This is a genomic window from Haloimpatiens massiliensis (assembly GCF_900184255.1).
Classification (GTDB): Bacteria; Bacillota; Clostridia; order Clostridiales; family Clostridiaceae; genus Haloimpatiens; species Haloimpatiens massiliensis.
Genome location: NZ_LT854640.1, coordinates 751,662 through 769,843 on the forward strand (window position 1 = coordinate 751,662; position 18,182 = coordinate 769,843).

At 30.2% G+C, this 18,182-nt stretch carries 16 protein-coding genes; all 16 read left to right on the forward strand.

From position 1 onward, the window contains the following. Positions 1-4: 4 nt before the first annotated feature. The 16 genes from C1715_RS11730 (at position 5) to C1715_RS11805 (ending at position 18,126) form a co-directional block, all read left to right on the forward strand. The gene (locus tag C1715_RS11730; protein ID WP_102400673.1) at positions 5-4,339 is read left to right on the forward strand and encodes a PolC-type DNA polymerase III; all 4,335 of its coding nucleotides are present in this window, start codon (positions 5-7) and stop codon (positions 4,337-4,339) included. Between the two features lie 206 nt (positions 4,340-4,545). Beyond that, positions 4,546-5,007 carry a ribosome maturation factor RimP gene (rimP, locus tag C1715_RS11735; RefSeq protein ID WP_102400674.1) on the forward strand — a complete coding sequence of 154 codons (462 nt, stop codon included), beginning with the start codon at positions 4,546-4,548 and terminating at the stop codon, positions 5,005-5,007. Between the two features lie 15 nt (positions 5,008-5,022). Next, on the forward strand, positions 5,023-6,090 hold the full coding sequence (gene nusA / locus C1715_RS11740; protein ID WP_102400675.1) for a transcription termination factor NusA: 1,068 nt from the start codon (positions 5,023-5,025) through the stop codon (positions 6,088-6,090). A gap of 10 nt (positions 6,091-6,100) precedes the next feature. Next, positions 6,101-6,370 carry an RNase P modulator RnpM gene (rnpM, locus tag C1715_RS11745; RefSeq protein WP_102400676.1) on the forward strand — a complete coding sequence of 90 codons (270 nt, stop codon included), beginning with the start codon at positions 6,101-6,103 and terminating at the stop codon, positions 6,368-6,370. Continuing rightward, positions 6,360-6,671 carry a ribosomal L7Ae/L30e/S12e/Gadd45 family protein gene (locus C1715_RS11750; RefSeq protein ID WP_102400677.1) on the forward strand — a complete coding sequence of 104 codons (312 nt, stop codon included), beginning with the start codon at positions 6,360-6,362 and terminating at the stop codon, positions 6,669-6,671. The genes rnpM and C1715_RS11750 overlap by 11 nt, the downstream gene beginning before the upstream one ends. Positions 6,672-6,691: 20 nt before the next feature. Then, positions 6,692-8,758, forward strand: a complete 2,067-nt coding sequence (gene infB, locus C1715_RS11755; RefSeq protein ID WP_102400678.1) for a translation initiation factor IF-2 — start codon at positions 6,692-6,694, stop codon at positions 8,756-8,758. Between the two features lie 28 nt (positions 8,759-8,786). Beyond that, positions 8,787-9,152, forward strand: a complete 366-nt coding sequence (gene rbfA, locus C1715_RS11760; RefSeq protein ID WP_102400679.1) for a 30S ribosome-binding factor RbfA — start codon at positions 8,787-8,789, stop codon at positions 9,150-9,152. Beyond that, entirely contained in the window at positions 9,139-10,101 is a 963-nt protein-coding gene (locus C1715_RS11765) for a DHH family phosphoesterase (RefSeq protein ID WP_102400680.1), read from the forward strand. The genes rbfA and C1715_RS11765 overlap by 14 nt, the downstream gene beginning before the upstream one ends. A 2-nt stretch (positions 10,102-10,103) precedes the next feature. Next, positions 10,104-10,973, forward strand: coding sequence for a tRNA pseudouridine(55) synthase TruB (gene truB / locus C1715_RS11770; protein ID WP_102400681.1), 870 nt, complete (start codon positions 10,104-10,106; stop codon positions 10,971-10,973). A gap of 30 nt (positions 10,974-11,003) precedes the next feature. Further along, on the forward strand, positions 11,004-11,915 hold the full coding sequence (locus tag C1715_RS11775) for a bifunctional riboflavin kinase/FAD synthetase (protein WP_102400682.1): 912 nt from the start codon (positions 11,004-11,006) through the stop codon (positions 11,913-11,915). Positions 11,916-12,056: 141 nt separating this feature from the next. After that, positions 12,057-12,320 (forward strand): 30S ribosomal protein S15, encoded by a 264-nt coding sequence (gene rpsO, locus C1715_RS11780; RefSeq protein WP_035290605.1) that lies wholly within the window; start codon positions 12,057-12,059, stop codon positions 12,318-12,320. A gap of 93 nt (positions 12,321-12,413) precedes the next feature. Continuing rightward, positions 12,414-14,522 (forward strand): polyribonucleotide nucleotidyltransferase, encoded by a 2,109-nt coding sequence (locus tag C1715_RS11785; protein WP_102400683.1) that lies wholly within the window; start codon positions 12,414-12,416, stop codon positions 14,520-14,522. 55 nt (positions 14,523-14,577) lie between these two features. Then, the gene (locus C1715_RS11790; RefSeq protein ID WP_102400684.1) at positions 14,578-15,837 is read left to right on the forward strand and encodes a M16 family metallopeptidase; all 1,260 of its coding nucleotides are present in this window, start codon (positions 14,578-14,580) and stop codon (positions 15,835-15,837) included. Positions 15,838-15,894: 57 nt separating this feature from the next. Next, complete coding sequence (locus tag C1715_RS11795; RefSeq protein WP_102400685.1) at positions 15,895-16,170, forward strand: YlmC/YmxH family sporulation protein; 276 nt, start codon at positions 15,895-15,897, stop codon at positions 16,168-16,170. A gap of 12 nt (positions 16,171-16,182) precedes the next feature. Continuing rightward, the gene (gene dapG, locus C1715_RS11800; protein ID WP_102400686.1) at positions 16,183-17,373 is read left to right on the forward strand and encodes an aspartate kinase; all 1,191 of its coding nucleotides are present in this window, start codon (positions 16,183-16,185) and stop codon (positions 17,371-17,373) included. A 54-nt stretch (positions 17,374-17,427) separates the two neighbouring features. Then, positions 17,428-18,126: a ClpP family protease gene (locus C1715_RS11805; RefSeq protein WP_102400687.1), complete on the forward strand. Its 699-nt coding sequence runs from the start codon at positions 17,428-17,430 to the stop codon at positions 18,124-18,126. The last annotated feature ends 56 nt before the right edge of the window (positions 18,127-18,182 follow it).

An 18,182-nucleotide genomic window follows, 5' to 3' on the forward strand; every position in this document is an offset into this window, starting at 1 on the left:
TTAAATGGAAAGCAGCCTAGTAGAGCTATTGAAAGATGATATTGAAAAAGAAGAACTAGCAGTAAAAGATATAAAATTAGTTAGGATACAGTATTTTAAGAAAAGTGGCAAATTAAACGTAATAATAAAAACTCCTAATAATATAAGTGAACAGTGTAAAGAAACCTTGGGTGGAATAATAGGTAAAAGATTGAAATATTTTAATGACATCCACATTATATGTTATAAAGATATTAGTAATATTACTTTAAAAGAGGTATGTGAGAAGCATTGGGAAGAATTGTGTGCTGCAGTAATAAATTACATGCCTATTGCAAAACAATGCTTAAATGATTGCAAAAGAGAAGTAAAAGAAGATTTGCTAAATATTCAATGGGGAAATGAATTCATGTGTTTACTTCTAAAAAACAGAAAAGTAGAAACTTTAATTCAAAATTGTATATTAGATATGTTTTCTCTAAAATGTAGAGTAAAGATTTTATTTAATAAAAATTTAGTTCAAAACAATTATGTTAAAGATAAAGAAAAGGAAGAAGAAAGTTTAATTAAAGAGGTTCTAAAAGAAATAAAAGAAGTAAGAAACAGTAGTAGTGAGAAAAAAGAAAATAGCAAAAATGGTAATTCTAAATATCACTATAATAGTGAATATAGAAAGAATTCTAAGGGGATTGTAGATGAAAATGTAATAATAGGAAAGAAAATTAATAGTGAAGATATTGTTAAAATATCAGAGCTCACGGAAACCTCTGGTTATGTAGCTATTGAAGGTGATATATTTAAACTTAAAGTTACAGAAGCGAGAAATGGAAAGAAAATAGTTCTATTTTATATTACAGATTACACCAGTTCTATTGCCGTAAAAATGTTTTTAAAACCTAAAGAGGCTGAAACTGCACTTGAAGAAATTAAAGAGGGATTGCATTGCAAAGTTTTCGGAGAGGTAATATTTGATACCTATTATAAAGAAGTTTTAGTGTTAGGAAGAAGTGTAAACAAAGCCCTTAAAATAAATAAGATGGATACTTGTGAAGAAAAAAGGGTTGAACTACATTTACATACTGTAATGAGTTCTATGGATGGTATTTCATCTGCATCAAAATTAATACAAAGGGCTGCAAAATGGGGGCATGAAGCTATTGCTATCACTGACCATGGAGTGGTTCAAGCTTATCCAGAAGCTATGGACGCTTCTAAAAAGTACGGCATAAAAGTAATTTATGGGGTGGAAGCTTATCTAGTAGACGATGGTGTGCCTATAGTTATAGGAGCTAAAGGTAATGAAAATATAGAGGATGAATTTGTAGTTTTTGATATTGAAACTACAGGATTTTCTAGTAATAATGACAAGATTATTGAAATAGGTGCTGTTAAAATAAGAAATGGTAAGCTTATTGACTCTTTTAATGAATTTGTAAATCCTCAGATGGATATACCATCCAAAATAATGGAATTAACTGGAATAACTAATGGGGATGTTAAAAATGCAGAAACCATAGAGGTTATTTTGCCTAAATTTATGGAGTTTATTGGAGATTCAATAATAGTAGCCCACAATGCAGGTTTTGATACTAGCTTTATAAAGAAAAATTGCAATGATTTAAATATAAATTTTAATAATGCAGTAATGGATACAATTCCATTATGTAAATACTTATTTCCACAGCTAAAGAGATACAAATTAGATACTGTAGCAAAACATTTGAATATTTCTTTAGAAAATCATCACAGAGCAGTGGATGATGCAAAAGCAACAGGTGATATATTATTAGAGTGCTTTAGAATATTAAAAGATAAAGAAATTTATTCATTAGAAAAATTGAATAAAGAATATATAGGTAACTTTGATATAAAAAAGGCACCTACATATCACTTAATAATTTTAGCTAAAAATCAAATTGGAATTAAAAATCTGTATAAATTAATATCATATTCACACTTAGAGCATTTTCATAGAAGGCCTAGAATGCCTAAAAGTTTAATAGAACAGTACAAAGAGGGATTAATAATAGGCTCTGCATGTGAAGCAGGACAAATATATAAGGCAATACTTCAGGGGAATTCTGATGCAGAACTAGAAGAACTTATAAAGTTCTACGATTATCTAGAGATTCAGCCTGTAGGAAACAATATGTTCATGGTTAGAAATGGAACAGTAAAAAATACAGACGAATTAAAATCTATAAATGAAAAGATATATAATTTAGGTAAAAAATATAATAAACCAGTAGTAGCTACTTGTGATGTGCATTTTATGGATCCTAAGGATGAAGTTTTTAGAAGAATACTTATGGCAGGTCAGGGTTTTGATGATGCGGATGATCAAGCACCACTGTATTTTAGAACTACACAGGATATGTTAGAGGAATTTAGTTATTTAGGGGAAGAAGTGGCTAAAGAAGTTGTCATTTATAATACTAAAAAAGTTGCAAATGAAATTGAACAGGTAAAACCTATACCAGATGAAACTTTTCCTCCTAAAATAGAAGGTTCTGAAGAAGAGATAAGACAAATGACTATTAAAAAGGCTCATGAAATATATGGAGAGTCTCTTCCAGAAGTAGTTGAAGAAAGGCTGCATAAGGAGTTGAGTTCAATAATTAATAATGGATATGCGGTTTTATATCTAATAGCTCAAAAACTTGTAGCTAAATCTCTAAGTGATGGATATTTGGTTGGTTCTAGAGGATCTGTTGGCTCTTCATTTGTTGCAACCATGAGTGGTATAACAGAAGTAAATGGTCTTCCACCACACTATGTATGTCCTAAGTGCAAATATAGTCATTTCTTTAGAGATGGAAGTGTAAGTTCTGGATTTGACTTACCAGATGAGGTATGTCCTAAGTGTGGAGAAAAACTTATAAAAGATGGTCATGACATACCATTTGAAACATTTTTAGGATTTAATGGAGATAAAGAACCGGACATAGATTTAAACTTCTCTGGAGATAATCAAGGAGATATTCATAAATACACAGAAGTATTATTTGGTAAAGGACATACTTTTAAAGCGGGTACCATAGGTACTATAGCTGACAAAACTGCTTATGGATTTGTTAAAAAATATGTAAGTGAAAGAAATATGCGAGTTCCTAATGCAGAAGTAGAAAGACTAACTCAAGGGTGCACTGGAATTAAAAGAACATCAGGGCAGCATCCTGGTGGAATAATGGTTGTGCCGGCAGATAATGAAATATATAATTTTTGTCCTATACAGCACCCAGCAGATGATCCAAATTCAGATATAATAACTACTCACTTTGATTATCATTCTATAAGTGGTAGACTTTTAAAGCTAGATATACTGGGGCATGATGATCCTACCGTACTCAGAATGCTTAAGGATTTAACAGGAATAGATCCAAGAACTGTACCTTTAGGTGATCCTAAAGTAATGAGTTTATTTACTTCTCCTGAAGCTCTTGGATTAACAGAAGAAGAGCTGGGATGTGAAGTTGGAAGTTATGGTTTACCTGAGTTTGGAACAAAGTTTGTAAGACAAATGCTTGTAGATACACAACCTAAAACATTTTCTGATTTAGTTAGAATATCTGGTTTATCCCACGGAACCGATGTATGGATAAACAATGCTCAGTATTATATAAAAGAAGGATATACTACACTAAAAGATTGTATAGCTACAAGAGATGACATTATGGTTTACTTATTGCATAAAGGCTTACCACCAAAAGAGGCCTTTACCATAATGGAAAAGGTAAGAAAGGGAAAAGGACTTATAGAAGAACATGAAAATTTAATGAGAGAACATGATGTACCAGATTGGTATATAGATTCTTGTAAAAAAATAAAATACATGTTTCCTAAGGGTCACGCAGTGGCTTATGTTATGATGGCTGTAAGAATAGCATATTTTAAGGTATACTATCCTACTGCCTATTATGCAACGTATTTTACAGTTAGAGCAGATGATTTTGATGCGGATTTAATAGTAAAAGGTGAAGATATAATAAAATTAAAAATTGAGGAATTGAACAAATTAGGAAATGATATGACTCAAAAGGATAAAGGACTCCTTACCATTTTAGAAATTTCTTATGAGATGTATAAGAGAGGTATAAAATTTTTAAGAGTACATCTATATAAGTCGCATGCTACAAAATTTTTAATTGAAGATGAAGGTATACGTCCTCCTATTAGTGCTTTGGCAGGAGTAGGTGAAAATGCAGCTAAAAATATAGTCTCTTGTAGAGAAGAAGGGGAGTTTATTTCTAAGGAAGACTTGAGAATTAGAGCAAAAGTATCAAAAACTGTTATAGAAACTTTAGACAATCATGGTTGTCTTGGAGGAATGCCAGATACTAATCAATTGTCACTATTTTAAATAATATTCAATCCTTTACTTGAAATGCACAAATTAATATGATAAAATGAAAATAGTGTAATTATTTATTATAATTTCTAAACGAAAGGAGTGGGCAATAAGCCCGCTCTTTCTATTTAATCAAAACGCAGCAATTGTTGCGTTTTAATAATATTTTATTTAAAAATAGATAAAATATTAATAAAGCAGATAAGGAGGTATGCCTAATGAAAAATAGTGAGTTAATAATTAAGATGAACGAGCTTATAGAACCAATAGTATCAAGATGTGGATACCAATTATATCATATAGAATTCGTAAAAGAACAAGGTGAGAACTTTCTTAGGATATATATAGATCATGAAGATGGTATAGGATTAAATGATTGCGAAAAAGTTAGTAGACAAATTAGTGATATGTTGGATTTAGAAGACCCAATACCCTATAGTTATTATTTAGAGGTATCATCACCAGGAATAGAAAGAGAATTATATACTGAAGAACATTTAAATAAATATATAGGGAATTCTATTACTATAAGATTAAATAAATTATTTAATGGTAACAAAAAAATTATTGGAGCTTTGAAGGATTTTAATGATTCCGAAATTATAATTACAAAGGAAGGGGAAGAAATTTCTATTCCTAGAGAAAGAATAAAGGCTATAAATTTAAATGGGGAGATATAAGGAGGGTAAAAAGAAATGAATGAGGAATTTATAGAATCATTAAAAGAAATAGTGAAGGAAAAAGGAATAGACCAAAATTTAATCTTTTCAACAATAGAGGATGCATTGGTATTGGCTTACAAGAAGAATTATGGAAGTAATAATTCAAATGTTAGGGTTGAAATGAATAGAGTTACAGGAGATATACATGTGTATTCTCAAAGAGATGTAGCTGAGGAGGTAGAAGATCCTGTATGTGAAATATCACTAGAGGAAGCAAAAGAAATAGATCCAAAATATCAACTAGGAGATATAGTAGAATTAGAAGTTACTCCTAAGAAATTTGGAAGAGTGGCAGCTCAATCAGCAAAACAAGTAGTTATACAAAGAATTAAGGAAGCAGAAAGAAATATAATATACAATGAGTTTATAACTAAGGAATTTGACATAATGACTGGAACTGTCATAAGAAAAGATAGAGGAAATGTTTTTGTTAATCTTGGAAAAATTGAAGCTATATTAACTCCAAATGAACAAATTTCAGGCGAACAGTATAATTTTAATGAAAAATTAAAATTATACATAGTAGAAGTAAAAAATACAACTAAAGGAGCTCAAGTAGTAGTTTCTAGAACACACCCAGGACTTATCAAAAGATTATTTGAACTGGAAGTTCCTGAGATTTATGATGGTACTGTTGAGATAAAGAGTATTTCAAGAGAAGCTGGTTCAAGAACAAAAATAGCTGTATATTCTAATGATGATAATATAGATGCTATGGGAGCTTGTGTTGGACCTAAGGGAATAAGAGTTCAAAATATAGTAAATGAACTTAATAATGAAAAAATTGATATAATAAAATGGAGCAAATTACCTGAAGAATATATATGTAACTCTTTAAGTCCTGCTAAGGTAATAAGTGTTGAAGTAGATGAGGATAATAAATCAGCAAAAGTAGTAGTAAAAGATGATCAACTTTCTCTAGCTATAGGCAAGGAAGGTCAAAATGTTAGATTAGCTGCTAAATTAACTGGTTGGAAAATAGACATCAAGAGTCAGTCACAGGCAAAAGAACAAGAGGAAACAAATGTAAGCGAGGAGTAGGTGGTTACTTATGAAGGTTAAAAAAATACCACAAAGAATGTGCACAGGATGCACGGAGATGAAATCTAAAAAAGAATTAATAAGAATTGTAAAAAATAATGAAGGTGAGATATCTGTAGATTTAACTGGTAAAAAACCAGGCAGAGGAGCTTATATCTGTAAAGATGTTGCTTGCTTAGAAAAAGCCTTTAAAACAAAAAGGTTAGAAAAAAATCTTAATTCTAAGATAGCAGAAGAAATTTATGATAAACTAAAAGAAGAGGTAGCTAATGGTAAATAGATTTTTTCAGTTTTTAGGCATAGTTAAGAAATCTGGTAATTTGATTATAGGATATAATAAATGTGAAGATGCTATAAAAAAAGCTAAAGTATGCCTAATAGTATTATCTAGAGAATGCTCGGATAATACTAAAAATAAGTTTAAAAATTATTGCACAAGATATAATGTGCCTTTAATAGAAGGTATCTCTAGTGAAGGTTTAAGTACAGTACTTGGAAAAGAAGGATTGAATGTACTTGGAATTGCAAACGAAAAAATGACCGAAAAATTAATTTCTTTACACAAAGAATTTAATAATTAATAATACGGGGGTGAACATTTATGACAAAAGTTAGAATATATGAATTAGCAAAGGAACTAGGAGTTTCTAGCAAAGAGTTAATTAGCGTTTTATTCGAAGAATTTGGAATAAAAGCTAAAAATCATATGAGTGTTATTGAATCGGAAGATGCGGATTTAATCAAAGAACTTTATGAAGAAAAAAATGATACGGAAGAAGAAAAAGTTGTAAGTTCAAATGAGAGTAAAAAAGTAAATACTTCTTCTAAGGGTACAAAAAAGGCAAATAAACCACAAACTGAAAAAAAACAAACTGGTGCATCTAAAGAAGAATCAAATGATGAAGAAATAATAATTGAGATGGAAGAAACTATCACAGTTAAAGATCTTTCAGATCAACTTAAAAAACCTTATGCAGAAGTTATAAAACAATTAATGCTTTTAGGTGTTATGGCTTCAGTTAACCAAGAAATAGATGTAAACACTGCAGAGAAACTTGCAGAAAAATATAATGCATTAGTTGCTCAAAAAGAAGAGGGCATTAATGAAGAAGAGTTAGAAGAAACAGAAATGGAAGAGGAAGATAATGAAGGTCAAGAAAAAAGACCTCCAATAGTTACAGTAATGGGTCACGTGGACCATGGTAAGACTTCATTATTAGATGCTATAAGAAAGAGTAAAGTAACAACTACTGAAGCAGGCGGAATTACCCAACACATAGGTGCTTATACAGTTCAAATAAATGATGAAAAAATTACTTTCTTAGATACACCAGGCCATGAAGCTTTTACTTCTATGAGAGCTAGAGGAGCTCAAGTTACTGATATAGTAATATTAGTAGTAGCGGCAGATGATGGAATAATGCCTCAAACTAAAGAAGCTATAAGTCACTGTAAGGCAGCTAATGTTCCAATAATTGTAGCTATCAACAAAATGGATAAGGTTTCAGCAAACCCAGATAGAGTAAAACAGGAATTAACTGAATATGATCTTATACCAGAAGACTGGGGCGGAAATACTATTTGTGTTCCAGTATCAGCTCATACTAAAGATGGTATAGATGAACTTTTAGAAATGGTAGTTTTAACATCAGAAATGCTAGAATTAAAAGCAGATGCAAAAAGAAGTGGTAAAGGAACTGTTGTAGAAGCAAAATTAGATAAAGGCAGAGGTCCTGTAGCTACACTATTAGTTCAAAATGGTACTTTAGAAACAGGTGATTCTATAATAGTTGGTTCTACTTATGGAAGAATAAGAGCTATGTTTGATGATAAAGGTAAAAAAATAAAATCAGCAGGTCCATCTATACCAGTAGAAATATTAGGATTATCTGAAGTTCCTGAAGCAGGAGACAAATTCAACGTGGTTAAAGATGAAAAAACTGCTAGAATTATGGCTGATAAGAGAAAAGAAAAATTAAGAGAACAAAGACTTCATTCTTCACATAAAGTTTCACTAGAAGATTTGTATAACCAAATACAAGAAGGAACTGTTAGAGAACTTGATATAATAGTTAAGGCTGATGTTCAAGGTTCCGTTGAGGCAGTAAAACAGTCTTTTGAAAAATTATCTACAGAGTCCGTAAAAGTTAGGGTAATACATGGCGGTGTAGGTGCTATAAATGAAACAGATGTTATATTAGCCACAGCATCTACAGCTATAATAATAGGATTTAATGTAAGACCAGATGCTAAAACTTCAGAATTAGCTGAAAAAGAAAATGTAGACATTAAAACATACAGAGTTATATATGATGCAATAGAAGATATTAAGAAGGCAATGGTAGGTCTTTTAGAACCAGAATATAAAGAAGTGGTTTTAGGAACTGCAGAAGTTAGGCAGACTTATAAAGTATCAAATGTAGGAACTGTAGCAGGATGTTATGTTCAAAACGGAAAAATAACTAGAAATAGTAAATTAAGAATTATAAGGGATGGTATTGTAATATTTGAGTCAGAAATTGCCTCTTTAAAGAGATTCAAGGACGATGTAAAAGAAGCGGCAACAGGATATGAATGTGGTATAATGGTAGAAAACTTCAATGATATTAAAGAAGGAGATTTACTAGAAGCTTATATAATTGAAGAGATTAAACCTCAAACCTTATAATGTCCCTTACTAAAAAGGAGTGATATTAATGGGAAAATATAGAGGCGGAAGAATAAATGAGGAATTAAAAAGAGAAATTAGCTCCATAATTCAAAATGATATAAAAGATCCTAGAGTAAATACTATGATAAGTGTTACGGATGTAAATGTTACTAAAGATTTACACTATGCTAAAGTGTATGTAAGTATATTTGGAAATCACTCTGAAAAAGAAGAAACACTAGAAATATTAAAAAATTCCTCAGGATTTATAAGAAGAGAAATAGGTAGAAGAGTTAATTTAAGACATACTCCTGAAATAATATTAGAGATGGATAATAGCATAGAACATGGAATGCATATAGACTCTCTTTTAGAAAAAATAAAGGAGAAGGGTCAAAATGATAATGAATGAAATATTGAAAAAAATTAGTGAAAGTGAAAATATAGTTATAACTTTTCATGAGTCACCTGATGGTGATTCTATTGGAACTTCTTTAGCTCTTATGCAAGGACTAAAGAAGCTCCATAAACATGTAAAAATAATTTCTAAGGATAGTACACCTAAGTATCTCCAATTTTTGCCTTATTCAAAGGAAATAAATGGTGAAAATAGAATTATACCCAAAAATACTGATTGTGTATTGGTGGTTGATTGTGGAGATGTTAAGAGAATAAATGTTGAAAATCTAAACTTAGAAAATAAAGATTATATATTAGTAAATATAGATCACCATCTATCAAATGAGATGTATGGAGATTATAACTATGTGAACACGGATGCTATAGCTGTGGCCGAAATTATATATGAAATTATGAACAAAATGGATATATCTATAGATATGGATATTGCAACATGTCTATATACTTCACTAATAACTGACAGTGGTTCTTTTAAACATTCAGGTACCACTTCAACTACTCATGCTATTGCTGGAGAACTTATTGATATAGGTATAGATTTTAGTGAAATCCATAGAAAGGTTTTTGAAAATAAGCCTTTGAATAAAATTAAATTATATGGAAAAATCATTGAAAATATGAATGTGATTTCCAATGGTAAGTTGTGCATAATGAAAGTAACAAAAGATATGTTAGATTCCATAGGTGTAGAATCTGATGATACAGGTGATGCTATATCCTTTGGCACCAATATAGACACTGTTGAAGTGGTCGCACTTTTAAAGGAATGGAATAATGGTACTAAAATAAGTTTAAGATCTAAAAATAAAGTGGATGTTAGAAGAATAGCTGAAATGTACAAGGGTGGAGGACATACAAGGGCTGCAGGGATGTTTTTAGAATTACCTATGGATAAAGCTGAAGAAACTATTATAAAAGTAATAGAAAAAGAGTTGAGATAAGTATGAATGGTGTATTAAATATATATAAACCAGAGGGTATTACTTCTTTTGATGTTGTAAAGTCTATAAGAAAAATAACTGGCGAAAAAAAAGTTGGTCATGCAGGAACATTAGACCCTATGGCCTCTGGCATACTTCCAGTATGTCTAGGCAAGGGTACTAAAATTATAGAGTATATAATGGAAAATCATAAAGTATATATAACTAAATTAAAATTAGGTGTAATTACAGATACTTATGATAGAGAAGGAAGAATTATAGAAGAAAAAAACATAGAGAACATAAGTGAGGAAAGAGTAAGAGAAGTAATAAACTCTTTTGTAGGCGAAATAGATCAAATACCACCTATGTACTCTGCATTAAAGGTTGGTGGCAAAAGACTTTATGAATTAGCGCGTGAAGGTATCGAGATAGAAAGAAATGCTAGAAAAATAAATATTGATAGTATAGAGATTTTAGATATTGATATACCTTATGTAAAATTTAAAGTTGCATGTTCCAAGGGAACTTATATAAGAAGTCTTTGCTATGATATAGGTAAATCCTTAAGTTTAGGAGCTACTATGTGGGAGCTTGAAAGGACAGAAAATGGACCTTTTAAAAAGGAAAATTCTCAACTTCTTTCAACGTTAGATTCAAATAATGTAGAAGATTACTGTATTTCAATAGAAGATGCTTTGAATAAGTATCCTAAGTTAGTGGTAAAAGAAAATACAGCTACTTTATTAAGAAACGGCGTTCAAGTAAAAAATAAATATCTCATAGGAGATATTCCTTTAGATCAGATGTACAGAATATATGATGAGAAAACTTTTATGGGGATTGGAATTAGGACAGTTAATGGTTTGAAAATATCCAAATTATTGTCTTAACCTATATATAATAAAATAGAGGTAATTTTTATGATAGTTATGGAAGATAAGTTCGAAATTGTTTTACCATACAAAACATATGTGGCACTAGGTAATTTTGACGGTTTGCATATAGGACATATGGAATTAATAAATAAAACTATAAACAGTGCAAAAAAGAATAATATTAAATCTATGGTTTATACTTTTAAAAAACATCCATTAAGTATAATAAATAAAGATTTAACACCCAAAATTATAATTGATAATGATACAAAAATTAGTTATCTTGATGAAATAGGTGTAGATTTAGTAAATTTTGTTCCATTTGATGAAGAATGTATGAATATGGAGCCAGAAAAATTTATTGAATTGCTTATAAATCACTATAACGTTAAGGGAGTTACTGTAGGTTTTAATTTTAGATTTGGAAAAAAGAATTCAGGTAATATAGAGATACTAAAGAAATTAAGCACTGAAATGGGATTTGAATTAAATGTAATTGAGCCTATAAAAATAGATGAACATGTAGTAAGTAGTACATATATAAGAAATTTAATATTTAATGGTGATATAGAAAAAGCTAATAAGCTACTTTATTCTAATTTAACTTTAGCAGGTAAAGTGGTTAAAGGTAAAAGATTAGGAAATAAAATAGGATTTCCTACTGCAAATATAAGTTTTAATGAAAACTTGATAGTTCCTAAGGTAGGAGTTTATTATACAAAAGTACAGTATCAAAATGAAAGTTATAAAGGTATAACCAATGTAGGATATAGTCCTACTGTAGATGGTGAAAATTTTACCATTGAAACTCATATACTTGACTTCAAAGAAAATATATATGGAAAAGAAATAAAAATTAGTTTCATAAAAAGAATCAGAGATGAAGTTAAATTTAACAGTGTATATGGACTTATGGAGCAATTAAATAGAGACAAAATATTTGCATATAAACAGTAATTTAAATGAAAAATTTAGAAAAATTAATTTACAATATAAAATATATTTGTTATAATTACATAGTGAACCATAACCTATGAATAATGCATTGCCGACGTTATTCATGGATTAGTGGGGATTAACAATTGGAGGTGTACAATAATGGATAAGGCTAAAAAATTAGAAATAATCGAAAAATTTGCTGCTCATGAAGGAGATACTGGTTCTCCAGAAGTGCAAATAGCATTACTAACTGAAAGAATCAACCACTTAAATGAACACTTAAAGTCTCATAAAAAAGACCACCACTCAAGAAGAGGTCTTTTAATGATGGTTGGTAAAAGAAAAGGTCTTTTAAGCTACTTAAAAGAACGTGATATTGAAAGATATCGTAAGATTTTAGCAGAATTACATTTAAGAAAGTAAAATAGAGCGGTTTATCCGCTCTATTTATATAGTGAAAAATAAAATTCAATACATGGGATATAATATTATTAGTATTGAAAGGAGGTACATATTATGAATAATGTATGTGAAACAACAGTTGCAGGTAGAAAATTATCAGTAGAATTTGGCAAAATTGGTATGTTATCTAATGCAGCAGTTTTGGTTAAATATGGTGATACAGCTATTTTAGTTAATGCAAATGCATCAAGTAAGCCTAGAGAGGGAATTGACTTTCTGCCTTTCAGCGTAGAATATCAAGAGAGGCTTTATTCCGTTGGTAAAATACCTGGAGGATTTATTAAGAGAGAAGGTAAACCATCAGATAAGGCTATACTTACAGCTCGTGCTATAGATAGACCTCTTAGACCACTATTCCCAAAAGGGTATAGAAATGATGTTCAAGTTGTCTGTACAGTTTTATCAGTAGAACAGGATAATTTGCCAGAAATACTAGCTGCTAACAGTGCATCCATTGCTTTATGTTTATCTAGTATTCCTTATTCAGAACCTGTAGGAACTGTGTCAGTTGGAATAGTAGATGATAAATTTGTAATAAATCCTACAGTGGAAGAAAGAGAAAAAAGTCCTTTGAATTTAACAGTTTCAGCCACAAGAAACAGGGTTATGATGATAGAAGCTGGTGGAGATGAAATATCAGAAAGCACTATGTATGATGCCATAATGTTTGGATTTGAAGAGTGTAAGAAGATAGCAGATTTTCAAGTAAAATTAATGGAAGTAATGGGTAAAGAAAAGAAAGAGCCTATATGTTTTAAAGCTGATGAAAATATTGAAAAAGAAGTTAGAGACTTTGCTTTTGATATGGTAAAAGAAACAATGTACATTACTGATAAAGATGAAAGAAATGAAAAATTAGATATAATCAAAGAAAAAATAAGTGATGAATTTAATGAAAAATATCCAGATAATCTAGTAGATATAGCAGATGTTGTATATAGAATGCAAAAAGAAGTAGTTAGAAACATGCTTTTAAATGAAAACAGAAGACCTGATGGAAGAGCATTTGATGAAATAAGGCCTATTAGTTGTGAAGTAGGATTACTTCCTAGAACACATGGTACGGGATTATTTACAAGAGGATTGACTCAAGTTTTAACAGTGGCTACATTGGGTGCTTTAGGTGATGTTCAAATTATAGATGGTTTAGGTGCAGAAGAATCCAAAAGATATATGCATCATTACAATTTTCCATCTTACAGTGTAGGAGAAGTTGGTCCAATGAGGGGACCAGGAAGAAGAGAGATAGGTCACGGTGCTTTAGCTGAAAAAGCATTAGAGCCATTGATTCCGTCAGAAGAAAAGTTTCCTTATACAATAAGATTAGTTTCTGAGGTATTAAGTTCTAATGGTTCTACATCACAAGCTAGTGTTTGTGGAAGTACCCTAGCACTTTTAGATGCGGGTGTTCCAATAAAAAGACCAGCGGCAGGAATTGCAATGGGCTTAATTACTAGTGAAGATTTATCTCATGAAGAAATTTTAACAGACATACAGGGCATGGAAGATTTCTTTGGAGATATGGATTTCAAGGTTGCTGGAACTGAAAAAGGTATAACAGCTATACAAGTAGATACAAAAATATCAGGACTTTCAAGTAACTGTATTCAAAAGGCTATAGAAGATGCTAAAAAAGCAAGACTTTATATATTAGGTAAAATAAATGAGTGTATTCCATCACCAAGAGAAGAATTATCTGAGTATGCACCTAGAGCTTATACTATGACAATAAATCCAGAAAAAATAAGAGACGTAATTGGTAGAGGTGGAGAAAACATCAATAAGATTATAGGTGAAACTGGAGTAAAGATAGATATTAAAGAAGATGGAACTATATTCATACTTTCTAGTGATAAGGTAAGTGCTGATGCAGCTATTCAAATGATTGAAAACGTAACTAGAGAAGTTGTTATTGGAGAAATATATCTAGGAAAAGTAACAAAAACAACTAACTTTGGAGCTTTTGTTGAAATACTTCCAGGAAAAGAAGGATTAGTTCATATTTCTCAACTAGACTTTAAACGTATAAACAAGGTTGAAGATATTGTATCTATTGGAGATGAAATATTAGTAAAAGTTACTGAAATAGATAAACAAGGACGAATAAATTTATCTAGAAAAGATGCTATAAAGGAATCTGAAAATAAAGAGGATCAAAAATAGAAGGGCATTAATGCCTTTTTATTTTTTTATTATATGGCATAGAAGGGTGAAATAGATGTATAAACTTATTAAATTGCATAATGGTTTAAGAATAGTGCTAGAACATATTTCATATGTAAGTTCCGTAAGTGTAGGAGTCTTTATTGAAACTGGTTCAAGAAACGAACAGGAACAAACTAATGGAATTTCTCATTTTATAGAACACATGTTGTTTAAAGGTACATATAAAAGGGATGCTAAGAAAATTGCTGAAACTATAGAAAATGTTGGTGCACAAATTAATGCTTTTACCAGCAAAGAAATGACTTGCTTTTATACTAAGAGTTTAAATACTCATTTAGATTTATGTTTAGACATATTATCAGATATGCTACTAAATTCTAAATTATCTGAGAAAGACATTGAAAAAGAAAAAAATGTAATATATGAAGAAATAAATATGAGTGAAGATTCACCAGAAGATGTTCTGATAGATTTACACAGCAAAGCTATTTGGGGTGATGATTCTTTATCTCTTCCTATATTAGGTACTAAGGAAAGTTTGGAGCAGTTTAACAGTGAAAAATTAAAAGAGTATATGTGTAAATATTATATACCTGAGAATTCTGTAATATCTATATGCGGCAATTTTAATGTAGATATTATTGAAAGCTTAGTAGGGGAATATTTCGGCCATTGGCATGTTAATGAAAGTAAAAAAGTAATAACTAGTTACTCTAACCCATTAATTTTAAAAAATAATTTATATAAGAAGAAACAAATTGAGCAATTACATATAAGCTTAGGTATACCGGGAATAGAAATGGGCAACGATAAAATATACCCTTTAATAATCCTAAGTAATATATTTGGTGGTGGAGCCTCTTCTATACTATTTCAAAAATTGAGAGAAGAAATGGGAATTTGCTACTCTGTATATTGTGGTATGTCTTCTATGAAAAATACTGGAATTATAAACATATATGTTGGATTAAATCCTTCTGGAGCTGTAAAAGCAATAAATGCTATAAAGGAAGAAATAAAAAACTTTATAGAAAAAGGTATAAATGAAGAACAACTTTATAATGCCAAGGAACAATTGAAAGGAAGCTATATACTGGGCTTAGAAAGCACTAGCAGTAGAATGTTTTCTAATGGTAAATCTGCATTGTTCCAAAATAAAATTAAAACTCCTGAGGAAATTTTAAGCAAAATAGATAAAATATCTATGGAACAGATAAGTAATACTATGAATTGTACTTTTAAAAAGAGTATTGTAAACTCATCATTTGTAGGCGATGTTTCTAGCATAGATGAAATAATTAAGAATCTGTAATATTCCAATAAGCCTTTTCATAGTATTTTTATGAAAGGTATTTTGGGAGGGATTTTTATGGAAGATAACATAAGGTTATTTAGTTCAATGGATCATTTTGAAATAATAAATATAAATGATGGTGACAAGCATGGATATTTATGTGATAATGATATTGTAATTGATGAAAAAGGCGAATTTAAATGTTTAATTTTAAATGAACCTAAGAATAGATTCTCTTTTTTTAGTAACAATACGTTTAGTGAAGTGCCTTGGGAATATATAAAAAAAATAGGTTCTAAAACTATTATAATAGATATAGACGATAGACTAATGAAAAAAACTGGTGTGTAGTGGAGGATGAAAATGAAAATAATTGTTCAAAAATTTGGAGGAACTTCTGTATCAACACATGAAAAAAGATTATTAGTTATTGATAAGGTTATGCAGGCTAAAAGTTTAGGGTATAGTCCAGTTGTTGTTGTATCTGCTATGGGAAGAAAAGGCGAACCTTATGCTACAGATACATTATTATCTTTAATTGACAGTGATTTTAAGATAAACAATCCTTTAGGGACAGATTTACTTATGAGTTGTGGCGAAGTTATAAGTACTGTTGTCATGAGTTATGAATTTAATAAGAAAAACATTTTCTCTGTACCATTAACTGGCGGTCAGGCAGGAATAATAACTGATGAAAAACATGGAAATGCAGAAGTACAAGAAACAAACATAGAAAACATAATAAATGTATTACAAGAAGGAAAAATACCAATTATAGCAGGATTTCAAGGAAAAACAAGAGATGGATATGTAACTACTCTTGGAAGAGGTGCTAGCGATTTTACTGCTGCTATTCTTGGAGTTGCTTTAAAAGCTGAAAAAATAGAAATTTATAAGGATGTAGATGGAATTATGACCGCAGATCCAAGAGTGGTTTCAGACGCCGCTTTAATAAAAGAGATAAGTTATAATGAAGTTTTTCAATTTGCGGATCAAGGAGCAAAAGTAATACATCCTAGGGCTGTAGATGTGGCTATGAAGGGAAATATTCCTTTAGTTATAAAAAATACTTTAAATGATAGCGAAGGTACTGTGATAAATGTTTTTGGAAATTCAAACTCCAATAATATTATTACAGGAATTACATCTATGGATAACAGAATTCAAGTAAGAGTTAAATTTAATGAAGAAAAAGACTATAATAACATTTTTGATATACTATCAAATAATTCTATAAGTATAGATCTTATAAACATATTCCCAAAGGAAACGGTATTTACTATAAATGAAGAAGACATGGGTAAATTTAATAGCTTAATGGAAAAGTTACATTTATCCTATTCAAGTATCGAAAATTGTAGCAAAATTTCTATTATAGGTTCTAGAATGAGGGGAATACCTGGTGTTATGGCTAGAATATTGAAGGTTTTAACAAAGGAAAATATAGAAGTTCTTCAAACTGCAGATTCCCATACTACTATTTGGTGTCTAGTGGAATCTAAAAACTGTAAAAATGCAATAAATGCTCTTCATAAAGAATTTAAACTAGGTTAATGTATATATATATCCTTTCTAACACAAAATATGGTTGTTAGGAGGAATGTATATATGGATACTAATGAACAACAACTACAAAATGAAAAAGAAAGCATTAGAGAGAACATAAAGGAATTGGGAATATCAAATATGCCTGTACCTACTACAGACCCCATAAAAATTTTACCTATAATAGGTCAAGTAGAAGGGCATATGATGTTACCACCTCAAACTAAAGCTACTAAATATGAGCATGTTATACCTCAATTAATAGATGCAGAAAGAGATGAAAATACAAAGGGAATATTGATAATATTAAATACTGTAGGTGGTGATGTGGAAGCAGGGCTTGCCATTGCGGAAATGATAAGAAGTCTTTCGAAACCTACAGTATCATTAGTTATAGGTGGAGGTCATTCTATAGGGGTTCCTTTAGCTACTTCAGCTCAATATTCATTTATATCACCTTCTGCTACTATGATAATACATCCTATAAGAATGAATGGACTAGTTATAGGAGTGCCTCAAACTTTTGAGTATTTCAACAAAATGCAAGAAAGAATATCTGAATTTATCGTGAGAACTTCTAATATTAATAAAGAGACTCTAAGAAATATGATGTTAGCAACTGATGAACTTTTAAATGATATGGGAACCATATTAATAGGAGAAAAGGCTGTGGAATATGGTCTTATAGATGAGGTAGGTGGAATCAGTAAAGCACTGACAAAACTAAATTCTATGATAAAAAGCTCCGAAAACCATAGGTAAATCCTATGGTTATATTTTATTTATATTCTATTTATAAGAGGATATTTGTAGGTTAT